A 26,997-nucleotide genomic window follows, 5' to 3' on the forward strand; every position below is an offset into this window, starting at 1 on the left:
AATAATACAATCCTTTTCAAGAACATGAATAATTTTAAAATTATATTCTAATTTTAATATCTTTACTATTTTAATTAATTTGTTGCTCCGTTAACTCTGATTATCCGTTTGAACTATCTTGTATTTCAGCTAAATTGTACTTCATCTTTATCTTCGTCCCTTACTGAATCCTTTATTAATGGCATGTTATATTTTTCTCTAATTAAATTTTCTATTTCAAGAGCTAAATCAGTATTCTCCTTTAAGAACAGCTTGGAATTTTCCCTTCCTTGGCCAAGTCTATCACCTTTATATGAAAACCATGCTCCACTTTTTTCAACAAAGCCTTCAGTAACAGCTATATCTATTAAGCTGCCTTCTTTTGAAATTCCTTCATTGTACATTATGTCAAATTCAGCCTGTTTAAAAGGCGGTGCAACCTTATTTTTTGTTACTTTTATTCTTACTCTGTTTCCAAGAATATTTTCACCTGTTTTTATGCTATCAATCCTTCTTATATCAAGTCTTATAGATGAATAAAACTTGAGAGCACGACCACCAGTTGTGGTCTCGGGGTTACCAAACATAATACCTATTTTTTCTCTTAATTGATTTATGAATATTACAATACATTTTGACTTGTTAATTGCTGCAGTAAGCTTTCTTAAAGCCTGAGACATTAGTCTAGCTTGAAGTCCCATATGAGAATCTCCCATCTCTCCTTCAATTTCAGCTCTCGGAACAAGTGCTGCCACAGAGTCAACAACAAGTATATCTATTGCATTAGATCTTACAAGTGCCTCTGCTATTTCTAAACCTTGTTCCCCTGTATCCGGCTGGCTGACTACCAAGTCTTCCGTATTAACTCCCAGTTTTCTTGCATAAGATGGGTCTAAGGCATGTTCAGCATCAACAAACGCTGCTATGCCACCTCTTTTTTGAGCTTCTGCCACTACGTGCAGTGCAATAGTGGTTTTACCTGAAGATTCGGGCCCATATACTTCTACTATTCTCCCTTTTGGAACTCCACCAACACCTAGCGCTATGTCTAAGGGAAGACACCCTGTTGGAATCACTTCTATATCCATTGTTGTAGCTGCACCAAGCTTCATAATAGAACCTTTTCCAAATTGTTTTTCTATCTGATTCATAGCTGATTCTATTGCCATAATTTTATCGTTGCTTATGTCCATTTATTTCAACACCCTTCATAAATTCCTCCACTACCCTCTGTTATACTTCGCTTATAGCTATTAAACTACTAACTTTTTCATATATTGCTTCATAAGTAGTATTCAATGACATTGCCAATTCCTTAAACAATGTATTTTGAGTAAACTCTAAAAGTGCGTCATCCTGTTTATAGAATTTAGCCCCTCTAAGTTCAGCTCTATACTTTTCTCTCATTAAGGTATTAATTATCTTAGAAATTTCCTTGCGATCTCCCTTTTTTACAATTTCAAGATACTTTTGAGTACGTTGATTGTATATCTCTATCCAACTTATACCTGGCAGCCTAAAAGAATTTATAATTTCTTCCGCTTCATTCCTATCAATAAGCCCAAGCATTACTACCTTATCATTATCTACTGGTATATTTATTGTTAACTTACTATTCTCAATAGGATGTAAAACATAGTAGTCTTTCGTAACATCCCAATATGTCTTTTCACAAATATCGTCTATACAGCAAATTCCCTGTCCTGAATATATTACTAAGTCTCCAATATTAAACATTTCAATTCATTTGCTCCTTTGCTAAAATTATCACTCTAAGTTAAAAAGATTGTTGTTCCATTCAATTGTTATATTTAAAAAGCAGTTATAATTAATTTTAGGATTTCTTCTTAATGGACCTTGCCGGTTCCTTTTTTGCAATTGATATTTTTCTCATTTGCTCTTGTAGTTCAGCAGCTTCACGTTCTTTTTCTCTACGCTCCTGTTCTATCTGATCTTGCTTTATCCGTAATTTCTGCAGCGTATAATTTTCTACTGCTGGGTTCTCTGCCTTTAAAAACTTTTCAAATGCTTCTGGGTATAAGAATATCTTTGTTCCAATCTCATCTTGAAACTTTACCCATATCATATGATCCTCTGCTTCCGTAACAACTCCAGATCCAAACACAATATGCTCTACCACTTCATTTAACATAGTCATCTATTATACCTCCCTAAACTTATTCAGAAATCTGATTTCCTGAATAATATCTTAATCTTTGTAAACGTTTACATATCACCATGCGTATAATTTACGTATAAATTTCCTATAAAACACTAATCTTAGATTTTACTTTTTCCGTTTTCTAAGACTCTATATTCTCCATACTTTCCAATAGATTTCCTTTGCTCCAAGGCATATAGCCACCATAGTACTTCTTCGCAATATGACTTTGTATTGATCTATCAAGATTGGCTAAACGCTGATATGCATGCTGAATTGAATTAAATTCCTCCTTATGTGTCCGCTTAAATGTACACTCTTCTCCCTTACATTTGCCAATATTTAACCTGGTACACCTTCCAACTTTAGATAGTGCAATACAATCTGGACGTTTAACAACATCTCTTACTCTGCATATGGACATGTTTCCCCCCCTTTCTAGTAAACCCAAAATAGGAGTTCATATATTATTTTAGCACATAAAAATTCATTGATGTAAGTAAAACTTTTAAAGAATTTTTTATAAATATTTATCGCAAGCAAATAAATCCTAATTGTGTAATATCCTTCGAAAGCTTATATTGACTATTTATCTTCATTCCACTTCTTAAGCCGCCTAATACAGTTTAATATACCGGTAACAACTCCTAATAGATTTCCTATAATCATTAATAAATAATTATTCTCATATCCTCCTATAAGAATAATTATTACTGAAATTAATAAGAAAATAATAGTTATAGTAAATAATATATTATTTTTCATAAATCCCCCGTAAACTTACTTATTTCTATATTTATCTTATGTCATAATAAATTACTAAATACCCGCCCCCGTGATTCTAAACTATATAGGCATAATAATTGTGTTACTCCTCCATCCGCTTACCTCCATATATCTGTAACTAAAAATGTAATCTCTAAAAACACTGCAAAATTCAGACTTGATTAGTGCAGTGCTCTAAAAATTTTTTTATAACAGAAAAATAATCTGTGGTTCATCATGATTTTATAGTGTTATGTAACAATTATAGTAGCTTTGCAATGACTACTATTAGTTTAGAAGCAGGAACTAACATAAATTGTGCTAGTATACTTCCCATAATAAGTCCGACAACAATAAAGATTATACAGCGATTAAATTCTAACTCTGTGCAATCTCCTCTTATTACATCATCTGTTACCATAGATAAATATGGATCAATAAATATAACCATAAATATCGTTGAAATGCTGTTTATTACAGATGATAAAGTACTACAGGTAGTTCTTAAATTGGGACTTAAGCACGCAGCATATAGCGCTGATAAAATACTTACACTAGATACAGAAAATGCAATCATATTTAATAGCATTACTTTTCTAGGTGTCTTACTAAAATTTCTTAATTCATATAAATTCTCTTTTTTAGGAATTGAAATACTATTTCTAAACTGTTCAATTCCAGACTTTGAAAATGCATGAAATATTAATTTAGGTAAAGATCTATATACACTAAATGATACAACTAATTCATTAAATACTCTTATAAATGTTGGCATTAGGATTGAACCAGCTATTGTGGCCAATGTAATAGAAAAAATTATCCACCTAAAAATATAAAGCAAGCTACTAGTTTGTCCTGTATTTATACTATTATCAACTGTCTTTCCTAGTAAAGGCGCTTGAATAGTGTTCGCTGTTCTTTGTATCAATACAAAAACATTAAATACAGCAGAAGCTACTGCAATTCTCCCAGTTTTTACTCCCACAATCCTAGCAGAATAAGCCAACGTTCCTATTATATAAATAATAAAAGTTAATATAAATACTAAGTAAATCTGGAGTGTCATTTTTTTACCACCTTATAATTACAGTTTAACTATGGTTATATCTAATGTTTTTCTACCATTATAATTAATTCAAGACCAAATATTGTTATGAATTAAATTACATTTTTATAAAATATACCCATAATTTTAACACTACATTACTCAGCTGTCAAAGAACACCTATGTGTTTGGGCTTATTGGTTAATACATATAATTAAGGATAATGGGATGCAAAGAAAAGGCTGGAAAGTTTTAATTCTTATTCTAAGTCGCTTTTATTTTTACTTAGCAATAGGCAGCCTAATATTTATAGTAACTATATCTTCATTAGATTCTGCCCGAATGTGTCCATTATGAAGTTCTACTATTTTCTTAGAAATTGCTAATCCTAACCCTGAGCCTTCAATTTTACTTGACCTTGAGTTATCCATTCTGTAAAACTTTTCAAACATCTTATCTAGTTTATCTTTTTTAATATCTTTTCCTTTGTTAGATACAGAAATTATAATGTTATCCTCATTTCTATATGCTCTAACTATTATATCTGAAGGCTTACTGCTATATTTTTCTGCATTACCTAAAACATTATCAAAAACTCTAATGATTTTTTCAATATCTATTTTAACAGGAAGTTTAGTATCACTAATATATGTTATAATTCCTAGTCCCTTAGTTTCAAACACAGGAGCATATTCCCCTAAGATTTGTGTAAGAATAGAACCTACATCTGCTTCTACAAGTTCTAAGGATATATCGCTGCTTGATAACTTTGTATATTCGAATAATTCATCGATAAGTTTCTTTAATTTTATAGATAGGTTATAAGCTGAATTTAAATATTCCTTTTCTTCTTTAGCTTTATATTTCTCATTTGTTAAAATATCTAAATAACCTATAATAGCAGTTAAAGGTGTTCGTAAATCGTGAGAGACATTAGTTATTAATTCATTCTTAGTATTTTCTAGTTCTCTCTCATAATCAAACTTTTCTTTTAATTGTTTAGACATGATATTAATATTTTTGCAAAGTTCTGCTAACTCATCATTTCCTCGAACTTTCAGGGACAAACCTAGTTCTTCATTTGCAATTTTATTAACCTGCTTGGAGATGTACTTAATATATTTTATTTTGTTATTTACTAATAATAAAAACACAATCAAAAAAACTGCAATTCCAGTTGCAAAAGTAATAAGAGCCATAATATTATACTCTAGTACAGTTATAGAGTTAGCTCTTGCAAGAAGTTCTAATATATCAAATTCTTTTGGGGTAAGCCTGACTTCTTTATCTCCTATAAACACTTGCCTTGTGTCAGTGTTTATAGTTAAATTTCCAATCTCAATTATATTTTTATCTATACTTTGAACAGGTGAGTACTTTATATATCTTCTAAGCTGAGATTTAACTCTTGCCATTAGCTCCATAGCATTAAAGGGTTTTGTAATGTAGTCGTCAGCACCAGAGGCTAAGCCTTGAATTTTATCTAAGTCTTCTGATTTTGCAGATAGAAAAATAATAGGCATTATATTATTTTCTCTAATTTTCATACAGGTCTCTATACCGTCCATACCTGGCATCATAATATCTAAAAGTACAAGGTCTATCTGAGTTTCAGCTATAATACTTAAGGCCTGTTCTCCATTTTCAGCTTTTATTACCTCATATCCTTCATTTTCTAAATATATACCTGTAACTTTTCTTATTTCAGTATCATCATCAACTACTAAAATTTTGCTTGTCATAAACATGCTCCTTTCTACTAAGAATTATGACATTTTAAAACATAAGCTGGTGGAACATTAATTACAACCCTATCCATGTCTATTTCTTTAAAATAACCAGCAATAAATTCTTTCTTTATAAGAGTATATTGAAATGTTATAAATAGTCCATTTCTCTTTAGTATACTTCTAGTTTTATTTAAAATCTTATTTGAAACATCCTTAGGCAAACTAGCAAAAGGCAAACCTGAGACAACATAATCTACCTTTTTAATATCATATTTTACTAAATACTTATCTACATTTTCAGCAGAATCATTTATTATTATAATATTATCATACCCATTATACATATCTTCTAGCTGTTTACAAAATTCTCTATTGTATTCTAGTAATATTAGTACCGTATCTTGCCTTTTTCTTTCTACAAGCTTCTCTGTAAAAACTCCTGTACCTGGTCCATACTCAATTATACAATTGGCATTTTGAAAATCTATATCTTTGACCATTTTCTTTGCAAGCCTTTCTGAACTAGGTGCTACAGCCCCTACAGTTCTTGGCGATTTAAAATATTCTATTAAGAATTTTATTAGCTTCATACTAAAACCTCCCACTAGTTTTTCAAGTTATCTAATGGTTTTAGTATAAATACCAAATATTAAGAATCTCCGCTGAAAAAACTTAAGAATTCTTAAATTTATTTTAGGTATAAAAAAAGAAGGTACTAAACCTTCTTTATTGGGCTAAGCATTTAAATTTATTAATCAATGTGCTTTTGTAACCAATGCTTGAATACATTCAACTGTTCTTCTGTATGAAAGTAATGTTCCCCTTCGTCCATGACTTCTAACCTACAGCAGTACTTTTTAACGAAATAATTAATATCTTCAAATTCACACAATTCATCCCTTGCTCCATACATAACATCTGTATCTGTATTCCATGTACTAATAGGATGTTGTTTTACATAACAGAAATAATCCCAATATAACTTTTGACCAATTGGTGTTTCTATAGTCATTTCCTTTTTCAAACGCTCTGGTGTTACATTAAACCATATCATCATATTTTCTATAATTCTTTCCATATTAACTACTGGTGATAAAAATAATGCCTTTCTCAACATATCATTTTTATACGCTAAAAGGCTAAAATAAGCCCCCATACTACATGCAAACAAACTCACTTCTTTCCAATGTTCTTTTGCATAGTTCATAATTATAGATAAATCACTAACGCAAAATTGTACTTTGCAAGGTGTACTATCATTTTTTCTTTCACCATGCTCTGGCAAATCAAAACTTAATACCTGATAACCTTTTTGAAGTGCTTCTTCAGCTAAAATTTGAATCACAACATCTTCCTTATTCGACATATTTCCATGCACTGCAATAAAAAGTTTTTTACTCTTTTCCCCCCACAAGACTGCAGGGATATTACTAATATTAAATCTATCCTTAATCATATTTCCTCCATAATTTATAGAGGTGACACCCTCCATAAATGCTCTTTATTTTTCTTCTCTCCCATAATAAAATCCTCCTTTCTCAGTTAATTCTATATAAAGTATGTTAACTGCAAATTTAATTTTTTCATTCTTTTAGACTACTGGGCAAATTCCTGCTCATTGGCAAAATTATACAAATAATCATTAGTTCATAGTTAACTACAAGTGTGAACTTAATATCTTATAGGATAATCATACCATATGAAACATAGAATATTTATCTAATTATGGTAATACACCCCTAATAACGCTTATAGAATTATTAGGGGTATATTACTATTGTTTTATTTGATAGATATAGCTTTTTGTCTTGTAAAACTTAATAACTTCACCCTCATAGTCAAAATAATATAAGGTGTAGATGAATCCATCTCCTTTTCTATTAATCATAATAGTATTTTGACTACTTTTATTGTCTAGTTGTTCTATAGGAAGCATTCTAGCATTTTTTATCTCTTTTCCGTCAAAATCTCCAATAAATGAAGCTGCTTCCATTCTATAGGTTTTATTTTTTGATTCAAGTTCAGCACTTTGTATACTATAGCTTATGATACCTTTCCTAGTATCAGTATGAACATCCGTAAACATACTAGTATGATTTTTTCTACCATTATCCCTATTTTCATCAGCTATCACTGTAACCTTATCCTTCTGTATATCATATTTCACAATGCTTCTTTTACCATTTTTATATATACTATTTAAATATATCTCATTTCCGTCTTCTGATATATCAAATATTTGTCCTCCTACAGTTTCAATCTTTTTAAAGGCACTTTTCTTTCCTAATTGAGTTTTGTATATAACATTATAGTAAGGTGAACTTATATAAAAACTATCATTACTTTTATTATATACCCAGGAAAAAATTCCTTGAGTTTTATCTGAATACGGAAAATACCCTGAATTAGTATATCCCTCAATTGCATCCCCTGTTTTAGTGTCGATAGCCACCATAATAGATTCAATATTACTTACATCAGCTATTACATATACATACTTATCACTTCCGAATACAAAACCAGAATGTATTCTTTTTAATAGCTCTCTAGTATCTGCAGTTTTTAATCCTTCTTTTTGTTTTTTCATTATATCTGACAAGTCATATACTGGTTTTGAAGCATTTTCTATTGTATTATACATCCAGAGCTTATTATCCTTTGTATAAAGAAAGTTTCCGTACATATGCTTTTGACCTATATCTCCACATATGGCTTCCTTTATTGTATTAATTTTAGAAACTTTTGAGGTTTTTATATTAACATTGTAAATATTTATATCGTCTATATGAATACTATTCAAGTCTATTGTATTTTTGTCACTTCCCTCTGTAACTATAATGTTTTCATCATCCTTCCAGCATATAGGCGTGTATATCATATTATTTAAATCTAATTCCGTTACTTTCACTAGTTTGCTAGCATTTTTTTCTTCATCTTTTGTTTCCTGCTTTACATCGGAACTTAACGTAATTTGTTTTTGTCTTTCTCCACAGGATGTAGAAATTAAGGTTACTGAAAACATTAAGATTAACGGTAATACTACTTTTTTTATACTTCTGCTCATCATATTGCCTTCCCCTTTCTAAATTATCAATATAGAATTAAATTTTTTCTTATATAGATAATATCACTTAATATTTTCCAAATTTGCATAAATTGTTTCCAATTTGTTTCCCAGAAAAATTTAACTCTATTAATTTAAAAAGATGGAATTTTTACTGTTACCTTTATTTCATCACCATTTTCTATATGTATCTCTCCATTATGTTCTTTAACTATCTCGCTACATATATACAAACCTAGACCTCTGCTTCCCACTTCTACTACGTTGTTTCCTTTTACAAAGGGTTGAAAAATAGAATTATAAATGTCCTCTGATATTGGGTTGCTTTTATTTAAAATTTCCACTGTATAATTACTTTCATCGTTAAAAGCATATATATATATTTTTTCTTCTGAAAAAGAGTATTTAATAGCATTATCAATTAAATTTATTATAAGTTGTTTTATTTTATTTTCCTGACCACATATAGTTCCCTCTTCTATCTTTGATACAATATCTAATGAATACTTTTGTGACTTAATATTCATATCTCTGCAGATACTCTCTAAAAGACTTTTCATTTCAATGACTTTCTTATCTTCTTGTAAAAAACTTGCTCCCTTAGAAACATTAATTAAGTCTAAAACAAGACCATGAAGCCTTTCACTTTCTAAATAAATTCTCTGAATTGCCCTATCTCTAAATTCCTTATCTTGTACGTTCTTATCTAGAAGTAACTGAGCATAGCCTGAAATAGCCGTTAAGGGAGTCTTTAACTCATGGGTTACATTATTAAAAAATTCTCTCCTGCCCCTCTCCAGTTTTAAGACTTTATCTCTTTCTCTGCCTATTGTTTCAAGTTGATCTTTTATTTTATCCTTCATATTCACAAACTCATTTAACAAAAGTCCTATCTCATCCTTAGACTTAACATCTAGATTTATTTCGTAATCCCCATCCTCAATTTTCTTTATCTGCTTTGTTAGGACTATAATTGGATTTATTATTTTTGATGTAATTAAGTATGCTGCTATAAAAATAAATATAAAAACCACAATCTCAATCATGGTAATAATTCTTATAATTCTTTTATTTTGAGAGTATATATTATCAAAATTTTTACTTATATTAAGTACGCCTAAAAGCTTATCCTCTTGATATAATGGGTAAGATAAAATTCCTTGAACACTTTCTCCACTATACCTTAGATTTATAACAGCTTTTCCTTCAATTGCTGATTTTGAGCCTTTTTCAACTAATTCACTAGAATTTAATCCTATATTGCTTTCCACAATCTTGCCATGAGAATCTCTTATTTCCAATTCATAATTATATGTGAGTACAGAGTTATTAAGTAAATTCCACATACTAGAATAGAAGTCTTTCTTATCAGTATAGGGATTGTTGCTTATCATATTATATCTAATATATTCTCTTGAATTTTTCATAATATCCTTCATAGAAGCTTTTATAGTATTTTCCAGATTAGTGTCAAAGACTTGCCTAATTAGAAGATTTAAAGCGATGGCAGAAACTATAAATATTATTGATAATCCAAAAGTAAACTTAAATCTCACGCTATTTTTCATAGGATTACCTCATAGCATAGCCTACACCGAAAATGGTTTCAATAAATGTCTGTCCATTTTCTAGGTTTAGCTTTGCTCTTAATCTTCTAACATGAATATCCACAGTTCTTGTTTCACCAATGTAATCTATTCCCCAAACTCTATCTAAAATTTGTTCCCTTGTAAAAACTATATTTTTATTTTTAATAAAGAATACTAGCAGGTCATATTCTTTAGGTCTTAGCCTAATTATTTCCTCATTTTTAGTTACAATTCTCTTCTCTAAGTCTACTTTTACTTCTGAATTTATTTCTATAAAATTATTTTCCTCATTATCACTTTTATATTTATCTACTCTTCTCAGGGCCACTTTTACTCTTGCTAAAACCTCTTTTATGTGAAATGGTTTTGTTATATAGTCATCTGCTCCAAGCTCCAATCCAAGTACTTTATCTATAATGTCAGTTCTTGCTGTAATCATTATGATTGGAATCTTATAATTGCTATTAATAAACTTGCAAAGCTCAAATCCGCTTTCGTCAGGTAAGTTAACATCTAATAACACTATATGAGGTTTAAACTTCTCTAGAATTTCTCTTGCTTCCTTGGATGAAAAGCTGCTTTTTACCTCATAACCTTCTCCCTTAAGGGAAAAGGTCAATATGTCACTTATGGAAAATTCATCCTCAATGACTAGTATTCTAAATTTCATGTTACATCCCCCTTTTATTCAATAATACCTATCTCCTCCTCTGTTAGCCCAAAATAATCATACAAATAAGTATCATCTTCATTTCCTGTACAATCCTCTATATAAGGAATTGTTAGTTCCATTAATTTATTAGGATAATACTCAAATAAATCCTCCCCAAGCTTTTTGCCAAAGGTCTTAAAATAAAACTCATACACCTTACTATTCAATATATATAATAAATAGTCATAGGTTAAAACTCCCTTTTCTTTTAACACTAATGAATAAACATCTGCACTAAAATAGCTGCCCTTATCTAAGGCAAACCTATTGCTGCTTGCTTTGTATGGAAATATTATCTTTTCTCCTTCAAAAATCTCCTGTTTTCTTCCCCATTGAAGTTCATACCATTTTCTAAAACCTTTTTTGCATTCTCTTCTATTAGCTAGTCTTTCTTTATACTCACTAATGTATCTAATAGAATTAGGATATTCTTCTTCCTTATCTATTAGATTGGAGTATATTAAGAATTGCCTCTCCCCCTCTATGCGGTTTTGCTGTATAAAACTGCTTTTTATCCAGGGCTTCACAATACCTTTTTCGATATCTTCTTTTAATATTATTTCATCATCTATTACAAAGGCCTTATCACAACCTGTTATTATACCTTGATAACTATTGCAAATATTTCCTAAAGTATCGTACCCCTTTTTTTCAATCTTTCTAATTATATTTTTTTCTTTTTCACTAATGAGACTCCAGCCTTTATCCTCTAAGTCCCTTTCTAATATTGAAAAGCTCTTATAACTGTTGCCCTTATTTATAAAAAGAGAATCATAAAAGCCATTTTTTCCTTTTCCCTTAGTTATTAAAGGTTTTATGACCTCTATCCTGTTCTCTTCCACCTTTTCATTAGATAAAAAAATAATTGTTGGATCTATGCCTACTTTTTTAAAAGGTCTTATGCCGTAAAAATCTACTATTTTATGTATTGTTGTTTCTCCTTTTAATATTCTTCTTAACTCTTCTCCGCTTTGAGACTCTAAAAAATACCTAGAAGTAATAAAGGAAAGCTTACCCTTTTTGCTCATATTGTTTATTGCCTTCTTAAAAAAGCAGTAAGATATATCTCCTTTGTCTTTATAGATTCCTTTATATTTTTCTTTAAGCAGCCTTGAATATTCTCTGTCTACTAGTTTATGACCAACATAAGGTGGATTGCCTATGAAAATGTCAAACTTCTCCTCTATGTTATCCACTAAAAAATCCTTGGCTGCAAAATTGCTCTCTTTAATGTATCCACTTATACTATATAAGTCTATTAGTAATATTTTTAAAGCCTTAACATCTATATCAGTTCCATGTAAATTGTAGTCTATTATATGTGTTGTTATATCTTCTTCTTTTAGTGACATATGGTTTTTGTAGTTTATTTCCTGCAGGTTTCTTAAAAATAATTCTCTCAAATACTTAAAACAAGGAACTATTAAATTTCCACATCCACAGGCTGGATCTAAAATTTTTAAGTAAGGGTTATTAATTATGTCTTCTGGCTTTATTAAGTTTTCTATAATAAATACAGCTATTTCGTAAGGAGTATAGACTACTCCATCTTCCTTATTTATTCTGCTAAATTTATAATATTCATCTGAAAAACTATTCTTTTCCTCTATATTCAGCATAATTCTATAACTGTCTATAGCGGCTAACTTGTTTATGCTATCTGACCGCTGTAGAATTATATTATACAAATCATCAATTTTTTTCATAAAGTTTTCAAACATATTCTCTCTCTCCACAATACACTAAGTATAAAGTCTTAAATTAAGTACATCATAAAGTATATCATATATATTTGGTAGGTGATTTTGAAAATGCATAAAAAAATAATAAGTATCTGTCTTTTAACTACAATCACCTTATGTGGTTGCAGCAGTAGAACTTCTTTTACTGAGGATTCTAATAAAAATATAACTACCTCAACATCTAACAAGCCTTTAGAGAATAATAAAAAAGATTCAAACCCAGAAAATAAGGCTGATAAGATTACTGATATAAAAACTTTAGATGTCTCTAACTTAAAGAGTACAGAAAAAAACTGGTTTTATCAACCAAAAAAGGATGGCACGCCTTCCGGTGAACCACAGGAAATATTAGACCTCATTAATAAATATTCTGGCTATTATCTAGGTGATACTTCTAAGAAAGTAATATACTTAACCTTTGATGAAGGTTATGAAAATGGATATACTGGAAAAATCTTAGATACTTTAAAAGCTAATAATGTAAAAGCAGCCTTTTTCGTTACTACTCCTTATGTTAAAGATAACCCAGAGCTAATTAAAAGAATGGCAGCTGAAGGGCATTTAGTTTGTAATCACTCTGAAAACCATCCTTCAATGGCAGCAGCAGCCAGTGACCCTGCTAAGTTTGAAAAGGAATTTTCAGGAGTAGAAAAGGTCTATGAAGAAGTCACTGGTAAAAAAATGCCTAAGTTTTTCAGACCACCAATGGGTAAATACAGTGAAAAATCTCTATTCTACACCCAAAAGCTTGGCTATAAGACAATATTCTGGAGCTTCGCCTATGGTGACTGGGACCCTAAAAAGCAGCCTACTGCCGATTATGGCAAAAAGATTATAGCAGAAAGGACTCATAACGGTGCTATAGTACTACTGCATGCTGTATCTAAGACTAATACTGAAATACTTGATTCTGTAATAAAAGACTGGAAAAGTAAGGGATATGAATTGGAAAGCTTAGATAAACTTCCTTAAACAAATAATTAATTAATAATAATTTTCCCTTGACACATGAAAACTTTAGTAGTATATTAAAACTGTACCAAACAGGTATACTTTTAACTTTGGAGATATATTATGAAAATTACACAAGAAGCAGATTATGCCTTTAGAGTTGTATTTTATTTGTCTAAATTAGGATATGGAGAAAAAATTGAAGCAAAGGTTATCTCTGAAGAAGAAAATATCCCTCTAAGATTTTTACTGAAGCTTTTAAGAAAGCTTACCCAAGCAAATATTATAAAATCTTACAGAGGAGTTAATGGTGGATATTCTCTTAATCAGATGCCAGAAGATATATCCCTTAAAGATGTTATAGAAGCTATTGATGGCCCTATTTATATAAACAGGTGCTTATACAATCCTGAGGAATGCAATTTAAATAGAACATCAAGATGTCAAATCCACAATGCCTTAGCTAAGGTTCAAAACAAGTTGGTTAATGAATTAGATGGAATAACCTTTAAGGATATATTGGAGAAAAAAATTTAATACATGATTTATATGGGGAAGAACCTTCCCCATATATTTATAAATAAAACTATACCAAATCGGTATACATTTTAGGAGGTTTAATTATGTCAAGTTGTTCAAATTGTAACTTATGTCAATCAGCAGATAGTGCTTTAATTAATTTTATATCAGAGCTAGATGTGGAAACATCTCACCATAGAGTTGAAAGCCAAAAAGTAAAATGTAAATTTGGTTCAGAGGGTGTATGCTGTAGAATTTGTGCTAACGGTCCTTGTAAAATAACCCCAAAATCCCCTAGAGGTGTCTGTGGTGCTACAGCTGATACTATAGTGGCTAGAAACTTTTTAAGATCTGTTTCTGCTGGTTCAGGCTGCTATATTCATGTTGTTGAAAATACAGCTCTAAACTTAAAAGCCTTTGGAGAAAAGAAAGAAAAAATAAAGGGCGCAGATACGCTAAACAGATTAGCTGAAATTTTTAATATTGAGGAAGAAGATGTTCATAAGAAAGCTGTAATACTTGCAGATAAGGTTTTAGCAGATTTATATAAACCTAGATATGATAAGATGGAATTAGTACAAAAAATGGGCTATAAGCCTAGATTAGATAAGTGGGCAGAATTAAATATTCTTCCTGGTGGCGCAAAATCAGAGGTTTTTGATGGAGTTGTAAAAACTTCCACAAATCTAAACAGCGACCCTGTGGATATGTTATTAAGTTCTCTAAGACTTGGGGTATCTACTGGAATATATGGTTTAACCCTTACTAACTTATTGAATGATATTATGCTTGGCGAACCAAAAATAAGAGCTGCAAAGGTTGGCTTTAAGGTTGTAGATAAGGATTATATAAACATAATGATTACAGGACATCAACATTCCTTAATAGCTCATCTTCAGGATAGATTAATAGATAAAGATATAGTAGAAAAAGCTAAAGCTACAGGTGCTAAGGGCTTTAAATTAGTTGGCTGTACTTGTGTTGGACAAGACTTACAGCTTAGAGGCGAGCATTATGAAGAAGTTTTCTCTGGTCATGCTGGAAATAACTTTACTAGCGAAGCACTTATAGCAACAGGAGCTATTGACATAATACTTTCAGAATTTAACTGTACTTTACCGGGAATAGAGCCTATTTCAGATAAGTTCAAGGTAAAGCAAATTTGTATAGACAATATAGCTAAAAAAGGAAATGCAGAACATGTAGCTTATTCCTTCGAGGAAAGAGAGAACATAACAAACTACATTATTGATGCAGCATTAAACACATATAAGGAAAGAAGACCTGATGTTAAGATCAACATTCCTGAAAACCATGGAAATGACACTACAATAACTGGAGTTAGCGAAACTTCTCTAAGAGAGTTCCTAGGCGGTACATGGAAACCTCTTGTAGACTTAATTGCTGCAGGCAAAATTAAAGGGGTAGCTGGAGTAGTTGGCTGCTCTAACCTTATGGCAAAGGGTCACGATGTATTTACTGTAGAACTAACTAAAGAACTTATAAAGAGAGATATAATAGTATTATCTGCAGGCTGTTCCAGCGGCGGACTTGAAAACGTAGGACTTATGTCACCGGAAGCAGCTGAACTTGCTGGAGACAACTTAAAAGAAGTTTGCAAAAGCCTAGGCATACCTCCTGTACTAAACTTTGGTCCATGTCTAGCTATAGGAAGACTTGAAATAGTTGCAACTGAGCTTGCTGAATTCCTAGGAATAGATATTCCTCAGCTTCCACTTGTATTATCTGCTCCTCAATGGCTTGAAGAACAAGCTTTAGCAGATGGTGCCTTTGGATTAGCACTAGGACTGCCTCTTCACTTAGCAATTCCTCCATTTATTACAGGTAGCGAACTAGTAACTAAGGTTTTAACTGAGGATTTAAAGAATTTAACTGGTGGACAACTTATATTAGAAGATGACGTTATGAAAACTGCAGATATATTAGAAGGAATTGTTTTAGAAAAAAGACAAGGATTAGGCTTAAAATAGTATAAACTTTTGGCTTCCATTATATATTAACAATAGACAAGAAATCCGTTATAAACTACAATTATGATAGCTACTAATGGCATAACTTAGTTGTAGGAGGTACAAAACTATGGTAAAAAAACGTATTTTGTCAATGGATATACTAAGAGCCCTAGCAATTATTGCAGTTATACTAATTCATGTTTCAGCATTAATGCTAGGGGAAGCTTCTTTTAACAGTAAAGTTTATATGCAGTCTTTAATTATAAATCAACTTTCCAGATTTTCTGTACCTGCATTTATAGCTCTTTCCGGTGTAGGCCTTACTATGACCTATAAAGAAAATCAAGGATATTTTAAATTTTTAACCAAAAGACTTTATAAAATAGTACCACGATATATTCTTTGGTGTGCTATATATGTATTTTTTATTACAAAAACTTTTGACATATATACTTTATCAAAGGATGTTATCTTCGGAAGGGTTTTTTATCATCTTTATTATGTACCTTTGATTGTGGAATTTTATTTGGTGTTTCCTTTCATATATAGATTTATTGGTTCAAAAGTGGGATTATTAATTAGTTTTATAATAACCTCTGTAATCTTAATAGGAAGTCATCAGTATCTTTTCCCAGAGAATTGGATGTGGTTTTTAGAACGAAAGAATATGTTAGACTGGATTTTTTACTTTTCCTTAGGTACTTTTATTGGTAATAATCTAGAAGAGTTTTCCCAAAGGCTGCAAAAGTATAAGATTGTATTTTCTATAATATTTGTAGCTGCAGTATCTGGCTTTGTGTATGAAGTAATTTTAAATACTAATGCCGGAAAAAACCTTGATTATACTACTACTTTCTTAAGACCTAGCGTTCTTATTTTTACTGTAGCACTTATATTCTTTATCTTTAGTATAGACTGGAAAGATAATCTCTTTACTAAGATTATGCAGTATTTATCTATAAATTCCTACGGTATATACTTATCCCACGCTTTTATACTGTATTATTTTACAAAATACTATACTGATAATAATATACCTATTGCCTCACTAAATTATGGAATTAAAGGCTTTTTGATTACTCTCTTTGGTGCTGTAGTTATAAATGCTAGCAGAAAATTACCTTAGTTAATAAGGTAATTTTCTCTTAATTTCTATAATCTACCTATATATCCTAGAATGCTCGTATACTAATTTTCCATTTTGAACTACCAAAATACCATTTTTAATTACGGTATCAATTGCATTCACTCCAAAGTGATATATTAGATAATCTAAATTATTAGCATTAAAAATAGCTATGTCAGCCTTCTTACCAACTTCTATACTTCCAATCTCCTTTTCTCTACCTATTGCACAGGCAGCGTTTATAGTCATCGCATTTATTATTTCTGCTGGAAGCATTTTTAGCCCAAAGCAAGCAAAGGTCATTGTAGTTTGAAGAGATTCTGTTGGCGATGTACCTGGATTACAATCTGTAGCCAAAGCTACTGCTACACCTTCTTCTATCATTTTCCTTGCTCTCGCAAACTTGCCAAGCATTAAATAGAAGGAAGTTGTAGGCAGCAATACTGCAACTACTCCATTTTCCGCCAAGGCCTTTATCCCCTCATCTGATGCTGCTACTAAGTGCTCTGCTGAAGTAGCTTTAAGTTCTCCTGCCAATTCTGCTCCTCCTATAGATTCTACTTCATCTACATGTAATTTAATTTTTAAACCTAGATCCTTAGCACTACTTAAGATTCTTCTACTTTCTTCTACAGTGAAAACTCCTTCTTCACAAAAGCAGTCAGCGAATTCAGCTAAGTTATTTCTCTTTATATATGGAATTATTTCATCAATCATTAAACTTATATATCCATCTCTGTTGTCCTTAAACTCTTCTGGGATGGCATGTGCTCCAAGATAAGTTGATATTATATCAATAGGATGGATTTTATTTAAACTTTTGTTTGTCTCAAGAATTTTAATTTCATCTTTAAAGTTTAATCCATAGCCTGATTTACTTTCTGCTGTAGTTGTACCATGTAGAAGCATCAAATCCAGCCTTTTTTTACTTTCCCTTTTTAACTCAACTAATGAAGCAGCTCTAGTATTTCTCACTGTGCTCAATATACCACCGCCAGCATTTAGGATATCTATATACTTCATGTTTTGAAGTTTTAAAGGCAGCTCCTTCTCCCTTGACCCTGCATAAACTAAGTGAGTATGACTATCTATAAGCCCTGGCGTTACAGTCTTACCTTTGCCATCTATAACAACATCTGCTTCTTTTAGGTACTTTTTATATTCATCACAGCTTCCTACAGCTTCAATAATATCTTCTTTAATAAATACATATCCCTTTTCTATTACACCAGCCTCTTTAAGTAAATCCTTTGTTTTAGGATAACCTCCAGAGCAAGTTACAAGGTTGGTTATGTTCTTAATTAGTATATTCATGGCGCCATCCCCCTCATTTATTAGTCTATATTTCTATTACCCTGACTATGTTTCTACCATTAAACTTTACTGCTACTGCTTTTATAAATCTAAATTCTCTTATAATTTAGATAAACAAAAGCAATTTATGTCCCTCCTTTTTCTGCAGACTTTATACTATTAATATTCTTTATAAATTTCAAATACCCTTCAATATATTCTAAATATTCAGTGAAAATGCCACGTTTTTGTGTCAGATTATAAACATGTTTTCGAAATTAAGGGTAAAAAAATAGACCTCACTGCTTAAAAAAGCATGAAGTCTTAAAAACTTATTTATATTTATTGTATTTTACTACCTGTAATAGAAACTTAGGTATGGAGGATAGCCTTTTAATTCTCCATGGTTCCTTACAAACTCTGTACAACCATTCCAATCCAAATTTAATCATCCAATTTGGAGCTCTGTTAACCTTACCTGAAAACACATCAAAACTTCCCCCTACTCCCATAAAAACCTTGCAGGGAAGCTTATCCATATTATTGATAATAAATAAATCCTGTCTTGGTGATCCCATAGCAACAAACAAAGCATAGGGATTACCTTCCTTAATGTCCTCTATTATATGGTCACAATCCTTTAAATCAAAATATCCATTATGACTTCCTGCTATATTTAGCCTAGGATATTTACTTTTAAGTTTTTCAATACATCCTTTTAGAATCTCTTCCTTGGCACCAACAAGATATATTCCCTTACCTTCTTTTTCACACTTTTTTATTATTTCTTCCATAACCTCTATACCTGCAATTTTCTCTTTTACAGGCTTTTTAATTATTTTTGAGGCAAGCACTGTTCCAATACCATCTGGAATAATTACTGTTCTTTCTCCGGTAAAGCTTGAGAATAACAGCTTATCGTTAAGCCCATTATGCAAAACTTCAGGGTTGCCTGATACTATATTTATCTTTTCAAAACCTTCTATATAACTTATAAGTTCTTCTTTATTTCCACTGAAAACACTATACTTTAGTATTTTAGTAAACATTTTTACCTCCGAATATAATAAAAAGGAAATTGGAAACCGCATCTCCAATTTCCAATCCCCAATTTATAATTATTAAAAAGCCCCTTCTTCTTTAACTACGGAAAATACTGTTCTAAATAGTATTTTAATATCGTACCATACAGAAAAGTTCTTGATATAGGTTAAATCATAAAATACAGTTTTACCTAACTCGATTTCTCCTCTTCCACTTACCTGTGCTAGTCCTGTTATGCCAGGAGGTACTAAAAGCCTTTGTCTATAGGCTTCAGGATAGTATTTAACTACATCTGGTATCTCCGGTCTTGGACCTACTAAGCTCATGTTTCCTATTAATACGTTAAATAGCTGAGGAATCTCATCTAAACTAGTTCTTCTTAAAAAAGCTCCTGATTTAGTTATTCTATTATCACTCTTGCTTTGAAATACAAAGTTACCTAAATTAGTTGGATCTATTTCTAACTCCCTTTTCTTATCTGCATTCACAACCATAGTTCTAAATTTATATATGGTAAAATCTCTTCCATCCTTACCTACTCTAATTTGTTTAAATACAGCAGGCCCTTTCGAATCCATCTTAATCCATATAGAAAGAATTATAAAAACTGGAGATAGTATAATTATACCTATAAGTGATAAAATTATATCCATTAGTCTTTTTAATAAGAACTGTATTCTTTTACCCTTTATTTCTTTTTCTACACTTATTTTTATATCTTCCGGGTTCATAAACATCCTCCTAGGATAAAATATATCTACAAATATAAAGCATATCAAATATACGGCACATTTACAAGTTATTTGTACAATATATAGAAAATCTTAAGTCTTTACCTAGCTAAATTTCTTTGTGTATATTCACTAACAGAAGCTGTTCCTCCAAATATAATCTGCTCAGTACACTGGCCCTCATCTATAAACTTCTTTTGTTCATTGTTATTTTCCCCTATTAGAATTAAAGGAGCATTAAGCTTCGCTGCGAGAATGCTTCCTGCTAGTGCATCTGGAAAATTCTCTCCTGATGCCATAGTAATAATCTTTCCATCTAGCTTAAAAGTCTTTGCAATATTTACAGATGTACTATATCTGTTTTCTCCCCATATTCTAATTACATTTTCCTCTGAAGCACCGGATAATTTTCTTACTCTATCCTTTACATTATCAGATACTGCACCTGTTCCTCCAATTATATAAATTTTTGAAGGTCTTATTTTCTTAATAGTTTCTTCTGATTCTAGAGGTAAACTATCTACATCTGATAACAATATTGGATAACCTTTAGCCGCTGCCACAGCTGATATACTAAGTCCATCAGCAAAAGCATTACCAGATGCAATAATTACAGGTGTACCGCGGTTTGAGTTAATTTCATCATTTATAGCTTTTACACTTCCGTATTTTTCACCATCTTGTAATATTTTTATATCATTATAACCTAAAGTCTTTAACCTTATAATTATTCTTTCATTTACGTTTCCTTCATTGCCAAGTATATAAATCTTGCCTTTCTCCTTCAGGTGTGCCTTTATGTATTCAATTGCACTTGTGTTCTCTTCATCCATTCCTCCAGATAGAAGTATAGGTGCATTTAGCTTCTTAGCTAGTACACTACCGCTTAATGCATTTGTAAAACTGTAACCTGAGGTTATAACCACATTTTCAACAGTTCCACTATTATATTCCTCTGCTATTTTCTTTGCAGTCTCAAACCTATCTCCTCCACTTAATCTCTTTGTTGAATACTGTTTTACCTGTAAAGGGGCCCAATTTTTAATACTTTCTTCTACTTCATCCGGTTCATCTAAATATTTACCAGATAACTCCTGAGAGTAAGACTTCCATTCTTCATAATTTAATATTTGATCATATCTATTAACCACATATCCGTTATTTTTATAATATGTATTATAGTCAAAAGAATTGTCTACAGAACTTGCATCTGTTAATTGAACATTATAATTATTATATCCTGTTAGAAATAAATTGTTTTTAAACCAATTATTAACTGATCCCTCCAACATGTACACATCTGACCAATTGTTGCCATACATCACGTTGTTACTTACGTAGTTATTAGTTGCGTTAGATCCAATAGCTAGTCCATATGCTCTGTTATTGTATAAACGATTGTTGATTATCATACAATTACTTCCACCATTAGGGTCTCCATAAAGCTGAATTGCTGCACCGGCTGTATCATGAATATTATTATTTTCAAAAGTCCAGTTATAAGCACCATAACCTATGTAAATTCCATGATCCTTTGGTCTATTTACCTTTAAGCCAATGTTATATATGTGACTGTTCCTCACTGAGCAAAAGCTTGAATTTTCTCCATCTATCCCTGAAGTTCCATATGGTCTGTAAATTGGATAATCTAGATCCCAAATAGTTAAATCAGACATTTCTATATAGCTGCTCTTATCTGTTATATATATACCAGCTCCAGTATATTGAGTCATCCTTATTCCTTCAATTTTCCAAAAGGAGCTATTCCTAAAAGTTATAGCATCTGGTGCAGTTTTTCCACCCCAGTTAAGCTTATAATCGCCTGTCATTGTAACTTCTTCCTTTTGGTAATTTTTTATAGTGTACCATGCATTTGGAGAACCACTTTTGTTAAAGACATCTGTAGTTTCATGATACACTCCTCCCCTTATTAAAAGAGTATCTCCCGGTTTTAGTTCATCTAATCCTCTTTGAATTGTTTTGAAAGGACTGGCTAAACTTCCACTATTTTTGTCATTTCCCTTTGTTGAAACATAAAATGTTTTACCATCACTTGCGTATACTGTTGCACTATTACCTTCTATAAAAAACTGAAAACCTAAACATATAACTAAAGTAAAAAAAATGATTTTTAAATATTTCATTTTCTTAATTTTCATCTTTTGCAACTCAAATTCCCCCTCACCTAATATATTATGTTTAATTTTGTGTTAAAGTATGAATTAATCATAACAATTTATAAGCTTCAGATTATCTTTTTAACCTGAAGCTTTATTGTCATTATGATATTTTACATTATTAAGCACACGACGTTAATTATACCATAGTAATTTATTCATTTCATTAACACTATTGCCTTATTTATAAAAGTTTACCGTAAGTTAATATTTGCAATTTTGAAACAGAACTAATATGTAAACCCGATAAATTATTCACTATTCTTTAACTACAAAGTTAAACTAGGAATAAGGTAAGATGTAAACCTTTCCCTACTCCTAGTTTAAAGATTCTATAGCGTCAATGTACTATTTTATTAAGTTAGCCTTTACAGTGTCACTTATAACTCCAGTTCCACCGAATATTACCTGACTTAAATACTCCTTGCTATCTACGTAAGCTTTTTGTTTCTTTATGTCATTACTAACTAGAATTACAGGAGCACTGCACTTAGCAGCATAAACACTGCCTGATAGTGCATCTGGAAAGTTTTCTCCAGATGCAAAGGTAACAGTATCACTCTTTAACTCAAAATGCTTAGCAATGTTTAAAGAAGTTTCGTATCTATCCTGTCCCCATATTCTAGTTATATTATTTTCAGACAAACCTGCAGTAGTTTTTATTTGTTCTTTAATATTTTCTGATACTACTCCAGCCCCTCCTACAATATAAACCTTTGAAGGTTTTACCTTTTTAATTGTATCTAGTGCCTCCTTAGATAAAGTACCAGCATCTGTGAGTACAATAGGGTATCCCTTTGATGCTGCTATAGTTGAAATACTTAAACCATCAGCAAATGCATTTCCTCCTGCAACAACTATTGGTGTACCTTCTGCTGCGTCGATTTCATCATTTATTACTTTAATTGTATCGTACTTGCTGCTGCCGCTTAATCTCTTTACGTTACCGTATCCTAAGTTATTTAATTCTCTAACTACCTCTTCTTTTATCTCCTCACTATTTCCAAGTATATAAACTGTTCCATCCTTGTTTAAGTGGGTATTTACATACTGCAGCGCATTGCTATTCTCAGAAGATGAATTCCCTGCCAGTAGAATAGGAGCATTTAGCTTTTTCGCTAATACACTGCCGCTTAAAGCATTAGGAAAGTTATACCCAGATGTAATTACTACGCTTCCAACAGCTCCATTATTAAATCCCTCTGCTATTTTTCTTGCTGTTTCAAATCTATCTAAGCCGCTTAATCTACTGCTTGTATACTTTTTGCCACTTACCGGTGACCAGCTGCTAATAAGTGCCTCTGCCTCATTACCGCTATTTATATATCTTCCGCTGTATTCCTGTGCGTAAGCCTTCCACTCATCAAATTTTAAAGTTTTATCATATCTGTTAACTGGTATTCCATTAGCCTTATAGTAAATGTTATTGTCAAAGGAGTTATCTATTGAGCTTTCATCAGATAACTGAACATTGTAGTTACTGTTAGCTGAAAGAAATAGGTTGTTTCTAAAATAATTCTTTACTGCTCCTTCAAGCATATATACATCGTCAAAGGTATTTCCATAAAACACATTATTATTTATATAATTGTTTGTAGCCTTAGATCCTATTGCTAGCCCATAAGCATGGTTATTATAAAGATGGTTGTTTTGGACAGTAGAGTTGCTTCCACCATTTGGCTCTCCATACATCTGGATTGCAGCACCGGCATTATCATGAATCTTATTTCCTTCAAAAATCCAATTACTTGCTCCATAGCCTATGTATATACCGTGATCCTTAGGCTTGTTTACTTTTAGTCCTATATTATAAATATTGCTGTTTCTTACTGTGCAGTAGCTTGAGTTTTCTCCCTGTATACCAGAGGTACCAAGACTTCTATAGGTAGGGTAATCTATATTCCAAATAGTTAAATCATTCATTTCTATATGACTGCTATTACCTGTTATATAAATTCCTGCTCCTGTATACTCTGTCATTTTTATACCTTCAACCTTCCAATAAGAGACTCCATTGAAAGTTATGGCATCTGGTGCATTTTTTCCTGCCCAGTTTAATCTATAACCACCATCCATTATAACTTCTTCACCAGGATAGTTTTTAATGGTAATCCAAGCATTTTCAGAACCATCTTTTTGGAAACCTTTCGTAACATCTGTGGTTTCATGATAGGTTCCTCCTCTTATCAAGAGAGTGTCTCCTGGTTGCAGCCTATTGATGCCTTCTTGTATGCTTGTAAATGGATTAGAAATACTGCCCAGTTCATCAGATCCGTATCCACCACTTTGAGAAACGTAGTAGGTTTTACCAGATGTTTCAGCGTAGACTTTTCTTTCACTTACCTTTTCTAGGCTTCCAAAACTAACTGAGCATAAAGTTACAGCTAACACAATTGCAAACCCCATAACTTTTTTTAATCTTTTGTTCAATGCTTTTCCCTCCAATACAAAAGTGAAACCTTATTTGCTAAATATTCTATACATAATATTTAATACAATTTTAACATATTATTTTACATATTACAGCAAATTTTATTCCTTGTAGACTGTAAGCAAATCTTTAATAGTGACTCTTATTATTGCTAGAATCAAAGCACCGCTGCCTAGAATTACAAATAGCATTGCAACGTACTGAGAAATATCAATAATGAAAATAGGAATAAGAAATATAGCTGGAGCTAAGATCACAAAATTCATTACTTTTTTGAATAATGTGATATTTAATAAAACTATTATTTATTTTTAAAAAACTTTGTATTAATCTTTGAAATTAAGGTTATATATCATTCTTTTCTCAAAATTTCCTTCGGAGGCTCTATATCATTAGCTATCGTATGCTCAGTAAGTTCAGATAATATTTTTATTTTCTTATTTATTAAAGGTCGCATACAATTTGGTACATGTTCTTCATGCGCTCTATGAATTGCAACACATTCCTTACAATTTCCATGATATCTACAGGCTTTTTTACACGAGCAATGGTCTTTATCTTTATATTCCTCACGAAATGCAGCTGCAAATTCCTCCTGCAACTTTAATCCTTTTATCCTGTCTCCTTTATGAAAAGCTTCCATAGCTTCTTTCTCTTTTTGATTGCCATCAATAATCATTTTTCTATCTCCTCCACAAATTGAAATTATCTCTAAATGAATTATAACATATTAAGCTAATCTTTGATTTTTCTGCTCTTTATTCCATAAATATATGGAATAGATACTTATTATAAGTATAATAAACGTAATTATAATTACATTGTTAGCAGAAGACATAACACTATCTCCAAGAAAGCTATAAAGTATTATCATTGGTATATTAGCAGCTATTACTGTTAAGATGAACTTTCTATAATTTAATCCTGTAGAACTAGCTAAAAAACAAGCTACATCTGAAGGAGCTATTGGACATAAAATGCCTATAGCTAATATTTTTGTGTTATTTTTAAGTAACAGTTTATAAAGCTTAGGATATTTATTAACAAGATAATTGGTTATATCAGAACTAACTAAAACCTTTGATGTTATATAAAGGATGGTTTCGCTTAATATAACTGAAACAAGAGTAAGAGCCCCCCCTTCTATAGGATTGAATATAATTCCACCTAGAATCATAAATACTGTACTAGGAATTAATGCTACTATTCTTAATGAAGATAAAGCTATAAATATTATAATCTTATAGGTACCACAGTTATTGATGAATTCATTTAAATCATTTATATCTCCTGATAATAAATTTATTCTAAATAATATATATATTAAAGCCAGCCAAACAGTTATTATTGAAATTTTGCTTATTTTTCTCATATGGAATTCCTCCTCTATACAATCTATAAGTATTATTGTATAAAGAAATTCTTAAAAACCTTCGTATATAAATCTTAAGATTTGTTAAGAAATTATATAAGAATAGTACTATATACTGAATTTTGTCTCCAATTAACAAAAATAACATAGGAATATATAATAAAAGATAAAAATAAAATTATAATAAATCCTTATATTGGTATACTATAATAAGTCACTTACTTTTATTAAGTAACTGTGATATATTAATAAAAGGTGGTGAATGGATATGGAAAAATATCATATGTGCCCAAAGTTTGAAAATGCCTTTGAATTATTAGGAAAAAGATGGACTGGGTTAATTATAAGAACACTATTAAGTGGACAAAAGCGGTTTTCTGAAATAGCAGAAGCAATTCCTAATATGAGCGCTCGTATGCTTACCGAAAGATTTAAAGAGCTGGAGAATGAAGGAATAGTCATCAGAAAGGTTTATCCAGAAACCCCTGTGCGTATAGAATATGAACTTACAGAAAAAGGAATGGAACTGCAAGCTGTTATGGATGAAATTCAAAAATGGGCAGAGAAATGGACATAATGAAGATAATCGGAAT

Annotated in this window: 25 protein-coding genes and 1 pseudogene; 5 read left to right on the forward strand and 21 right to left on the reverse strand. The window is 31.1% G+C overall.

All coding sequences use genetic code 11. From position 1 onward, the window contains the following. Positions 1 to 125: 125 nt before the first annotated feature. The 14 genes and pseudogenes from recA to P8V03_RS02280 form a co-directional block, all read right to left on the reverse strand. On the reverse strand, positions 126 to 1,172 hold the full coding sequence (gene recA / locus P8V03_RS02220; protein ID WP_318796599.1) for a recombinase RecA: 1,047 nt from the start codon (positions 1,170 to 1,172) through the stop codon (positions 126 to 128). Between the two features lie 40 nt (positions 1,173 to 1,212). Next, on the reverse strand, positions 1,213 to 1,716 hold the full coding sequence (locus tag P8V03_RS02225) for a CarD family transcriptional regulator (protein WP_318796600.1): 504 nt from the start codon (positions 1,714 to 1,716) through the stop codon (positions 1,213 to 1,215). Between the two features lie 97 nt (positions 1,717 to 1,813). Beyond that, positions 1,814 to 2,137, reverse strand: coding sequence for a hypothetical protein (locus tag P8V03_RS02230; protein WP_318796601.1), 324 nt, complete (start codon positions 2,135 to 2,137; stop codon positions 1,814 to 1,816). Positions 2,138 to 2,282: 145 nt separating this feature from the next. After that, entirely contained in the window at positions 2,283 to 2,564 is a 282-nt protein-coding gene (locus tag P8V03_RS02235; protein WP_318796602.1) for a hypothetical protein, read from the reverse strand. A gap of 161 nt (positions 2,565 to 2,725) precedes the next feature. Further along, entirely contained in the window at positions 2,726 to 2,905 is a 180-nt protein-coding gene (locus P8V03_RS02240; protein WP_261671940.1) for a hypothetical protein, read from the reverse strand. Between the two features lie 262 nt (positions 2,906 to 3,167). Next, complete coding sequence (locus P8V03_RS02245) at positions 3,168 to 3,971, reverse strand: lipid II flippase Amj family protein (RefSeq protein ID WP_318796603.1); 804 nt, start codon at positions 3,969 to 3,971, stop codon at positions 3,168 to 3,170. A gap of 260 nt (positions 3,972 to 4,231) precedes the next feature. Continuing rightward, complete coding sequence (locus P8V03_RS19145) at positions 4,232 to 5,149, reverse strand: HAMP domain-containing sensor histidine kinase (protein ID WP_346432496.1); 918 nt, start codon at positions 5,147 to 5,149, stop codon at positions 4,232 to 4,234. A 15-nt stretch (positions 5,150 to 5,164) separates the two neighbouring features. Next, positions 5,165 to 5,692: pseudogene (locus P8V03_RS19150) on the reverse strand (response regulator transcription factor); the annotation flags it as partial. Between the two features lie 17 nt (positions 5,693 to 5,709). Further along, a complete protein-coding gene (locus P8V03_RS02255; protein WP_318796607.1) occupies positions 5,710 to 6,270 on the reverse strand; it encodes a class I SAM-dependent methyltransferase in 561 nt (186 codons plus the stop codon). 161 nt (positions 6,271 to 6,431) lie between these two features. Further along, positions 6,432 to 7,136, reverse strand: coding sequence for an alpha/beta hydrolase (locus P8V03_RS02260; RefSeq protein WP_318796608.1), 705 nt, complete (start codon positions 7,134 to 7,136; stop codon positions 6,432 to 6,434). Positions 7,137 to 7,454: 318 nt separating this feature from the next. Next, positions 7,455 to 8,747: a hypothetical protein gene (locus tag P8V03_RS02265; RefSeq protein WP_318796609.1), complete on the reverse strand. Its 1,293-nt coding sequence runs from the start codon at positions 8,745 to 8,747 to the stop codon at positions 7,455 to 7,457. 131 nt (positions 8,748 to 8,878) lie between these two features. Then, positions 8,879 to 10,312 carry a HAMP domain-containing sensor histidine kinase gene (locus P8V03_RS02270; protein ID WP_318796611.1) on the reverse strand — a complete coding sequence of 478 codons (1,434 nt, stop codon included), beginning with the start codon at positions 10,310 to 10,312 and terminating at the stop codon, positions 8,879 to 8,881. A 4-nt stretch (positions 10,313 to 10,316) separates the two neighbouring features. Beyond that, a complete protein-coding gene (locus P8V03_RS02275) occupies positions 10,317 to 11,003 on the reverse strand; it encodes a response regulator transcription factor (protein WP_318796612.1) in 687 nt (228 codons plus the stop codon). 14 nt (positions 11,004 to 11,017) lie between these two features. Next, positions 11,018 to 12,766 carry an Eco57I restriction-modification methylase domain-containing protein gene (locus tag P8V03_RS02280; RefSeq protein WP_318796613.1) on the reverse strand — a complete coding sequence of 583 codons (1,749 nt, stop codon included), beginning with the start codon at positions 12,764 to 12,766 and terminating at the stop codon, positions 11,018 to 11,020. 90 nt (positions 12,767 to 12,856) lie between these two features. On the opposite strand from P8V03_RS02280, the gene pdaA reads away from it, so the two are divergent. The 4 genes from pdaA to P8V03_RS02300 all read left to right on the forward strand — a co-directional run bounded on the left by pdaA (position 12,857) and on the right by P8V03_RS02300 (position 17,356). Further along, the gene (gene pdaA, locus P8V03_RS02285) at positions 12,857 to 13,759 is read left to right on the forward strand and encodes a delta-lactam-biosynthetic de-N-acetylase (protein ID WP_261671948.1); all 903 of its coding nucleotides are present in this window, start codon (positions 12,857 to 12,859) and stop codon (positions 13,757 to 13,759) included. Positions 13,760 to 13,861: 102 nt separating this feature from the next. Further along, on the forward strand, positions 13,862 to 14,275 hold the full coding sequence (locus P8V03_RS02290; RefSeq protein WP_261671949.1) for an RrF2 family transcriptional regulator: 414 nt from the start codon (positions 13,862 to 13,864) through the stop codon (positions 14,273 to 14,275). Positions 14,276 to 14,361: 86 nt separating this feature from the next. Then, on the forward strand, positions 14,362 to 16,248 hold the full coding sequence (cooS, locus tag P8V03_RS02295; RefSeq protein ID WP_318796616.1) for an anaerobic carbon-monoxide dehydrogenase catalytic subunit: 1,887 nt from the start codon (positions 14,362 to 14,364) through the stop codon (positions 16,246 to 16,248). 109 nt (positions 16,249 to 16,357) lie between these two features. After that, positions 16,358 to 17,356 carry an acyltransferase gene (locus P8V03_RS02300; RefSeq protein ID WP_318796618.1) on the forward strand — a complete coding sequence of 333 codons (999 nt, stop codon included), beginning with the start codon at positions 16,358 to 16,360 and terminating at the stop codon, positions 17,354 to 17,356. 33 nt (positions 17,357 to 17,389) lie between these two features. Here P8V03_RS02300 and hutI read toward each other — a convergent pair whose 3' ends face one another. The 7 genes from hutI to P8V03_RS02335 all read right to left on the reverse strand — a co-directional run bounded on the left by hutI (position 17,390) and on the right by P8V03_RS02335 (position 26,404). Beyond that, positions 17,390 to 18,664 carry an imidazolonepropionase gene (hutI, locus tag P8V03_RS02305; protein ID WP_346432497.1) on the reverse strand — a complete coding sequence of 425 codons (1,275 nt, stop codon included), beginning with the start codon at positions 18,662 to 18,664 and terminating at the stop codon, positions 17,390 to 17,392. A 317-nt stretch (positions 18,665 to 18,981) separates the two neighbouring features. Then, the gene (locus tag P8V03_RS02310) at positions 18,982 to 19,698 is read right to left on the reverse strand and encodes a WecB/TagA/CpsF family glycosyltransferase (protein WP_318796622.1); all 717 of its coding nucleotides are present in this window, start codon (positions 19,696 to 19,698) and stop codon (positions 18,982 to 18,984) included. Positions 19,699 to 19,770: 72 nt separating this feature from the next. Then, a complete protein-coding gene (locus tag P8V03_RS02315; protein WP_261671954.1) occupies positions 19,771 to 20,424 on the reverse strand; it encodes a sugar transferase in 654 nt (217 codons plus the stop codon). 101 nt (positions 20,425 to 20,525) lie between these two features. Then, positions 20,526 to 22,583: a cell wall-binding repeat-containing protein gene (locus P8V03_RS02320; RefSeq protein WP_318796641.1), complete on the reverse strand. Its 2,058-nt coding sequence runs from the start codon at positions 22,581 to 22,583 to the stop codon at positions 20,526 to 20,528. A gap of 366 nt (positions 22,584 to 22,949) precedes the next feature. After that, positions 22,950 to 25,031 carry a cell wall-binding repeat-containing protein gene (locus tag P8V03_RS02325; RefSeq protein WP_318796624.1) on the reverse strand — a complete coding sequence of 694 codons (2,082 nt, stop codon included), beginning with the start codon at positions 25,029 to 25,031 and terminating at the stop codon, positions 22,950 to 22,952. A gap of 353 nt (positions 25,032 to 25,384) precedes the next feature. Continuing rightward, the gene (locus tag P8V03_RS02330; RefSeq protein WP_318796626.1) at positions 25,385 to 25,711 is read right to left on the reverse strand and encodes an LPS biosynthesis protein; all 327 of its coding nucleotides are present in this window, start codon (positions 25,709 to 25,711) and stop codon (positions 25,385 to 25,387) included. A gap of 51 nt (positions 25,712 to 25,762) precedes the next feature. Continuing rightward, the gene (locus P8V03_RS02335) at positions 25,763 to 26,404 is read right to left on the reverse strand and encodes a TVP38/TMEM64 family protein (protein ID WP_318796627.1); all 642 of its coding nucleotides are present in this window, start codon (positions 26,402 to 26,404) and stop codon (positions 25,763 to 25,765) included. 268 nt (positions 26,405 to 26,672) lie between these two features. Here P8V03_RS02335 and P8V03_RS02340 point away from each other — a divergent pair, with 268 nt between their 5' ends. Then, complete coding sequence (locus P8V03_RS02340; protein ID WP_318796629.1) at positions 26,673 to 26,981, forward strand: winged helix-turn-helix transcriptional regulator; 309 nt, start codon at positions 26,673 to 26,675, stop codon at positions 26,979 to 26,981. Positions 26,982 to 26,997: the final 16 nt, after the last annotated feature.

The organism is Clostridium tanneri, assembly GCF_033659955.1.
In the GTDB taxonomy this organism is placed as follows: Bacteria; Bacillota; Clostridia; order Clostridiales; family Clostridiaceae; genus Clostridium_AM; species Clostridium_AM tanneri.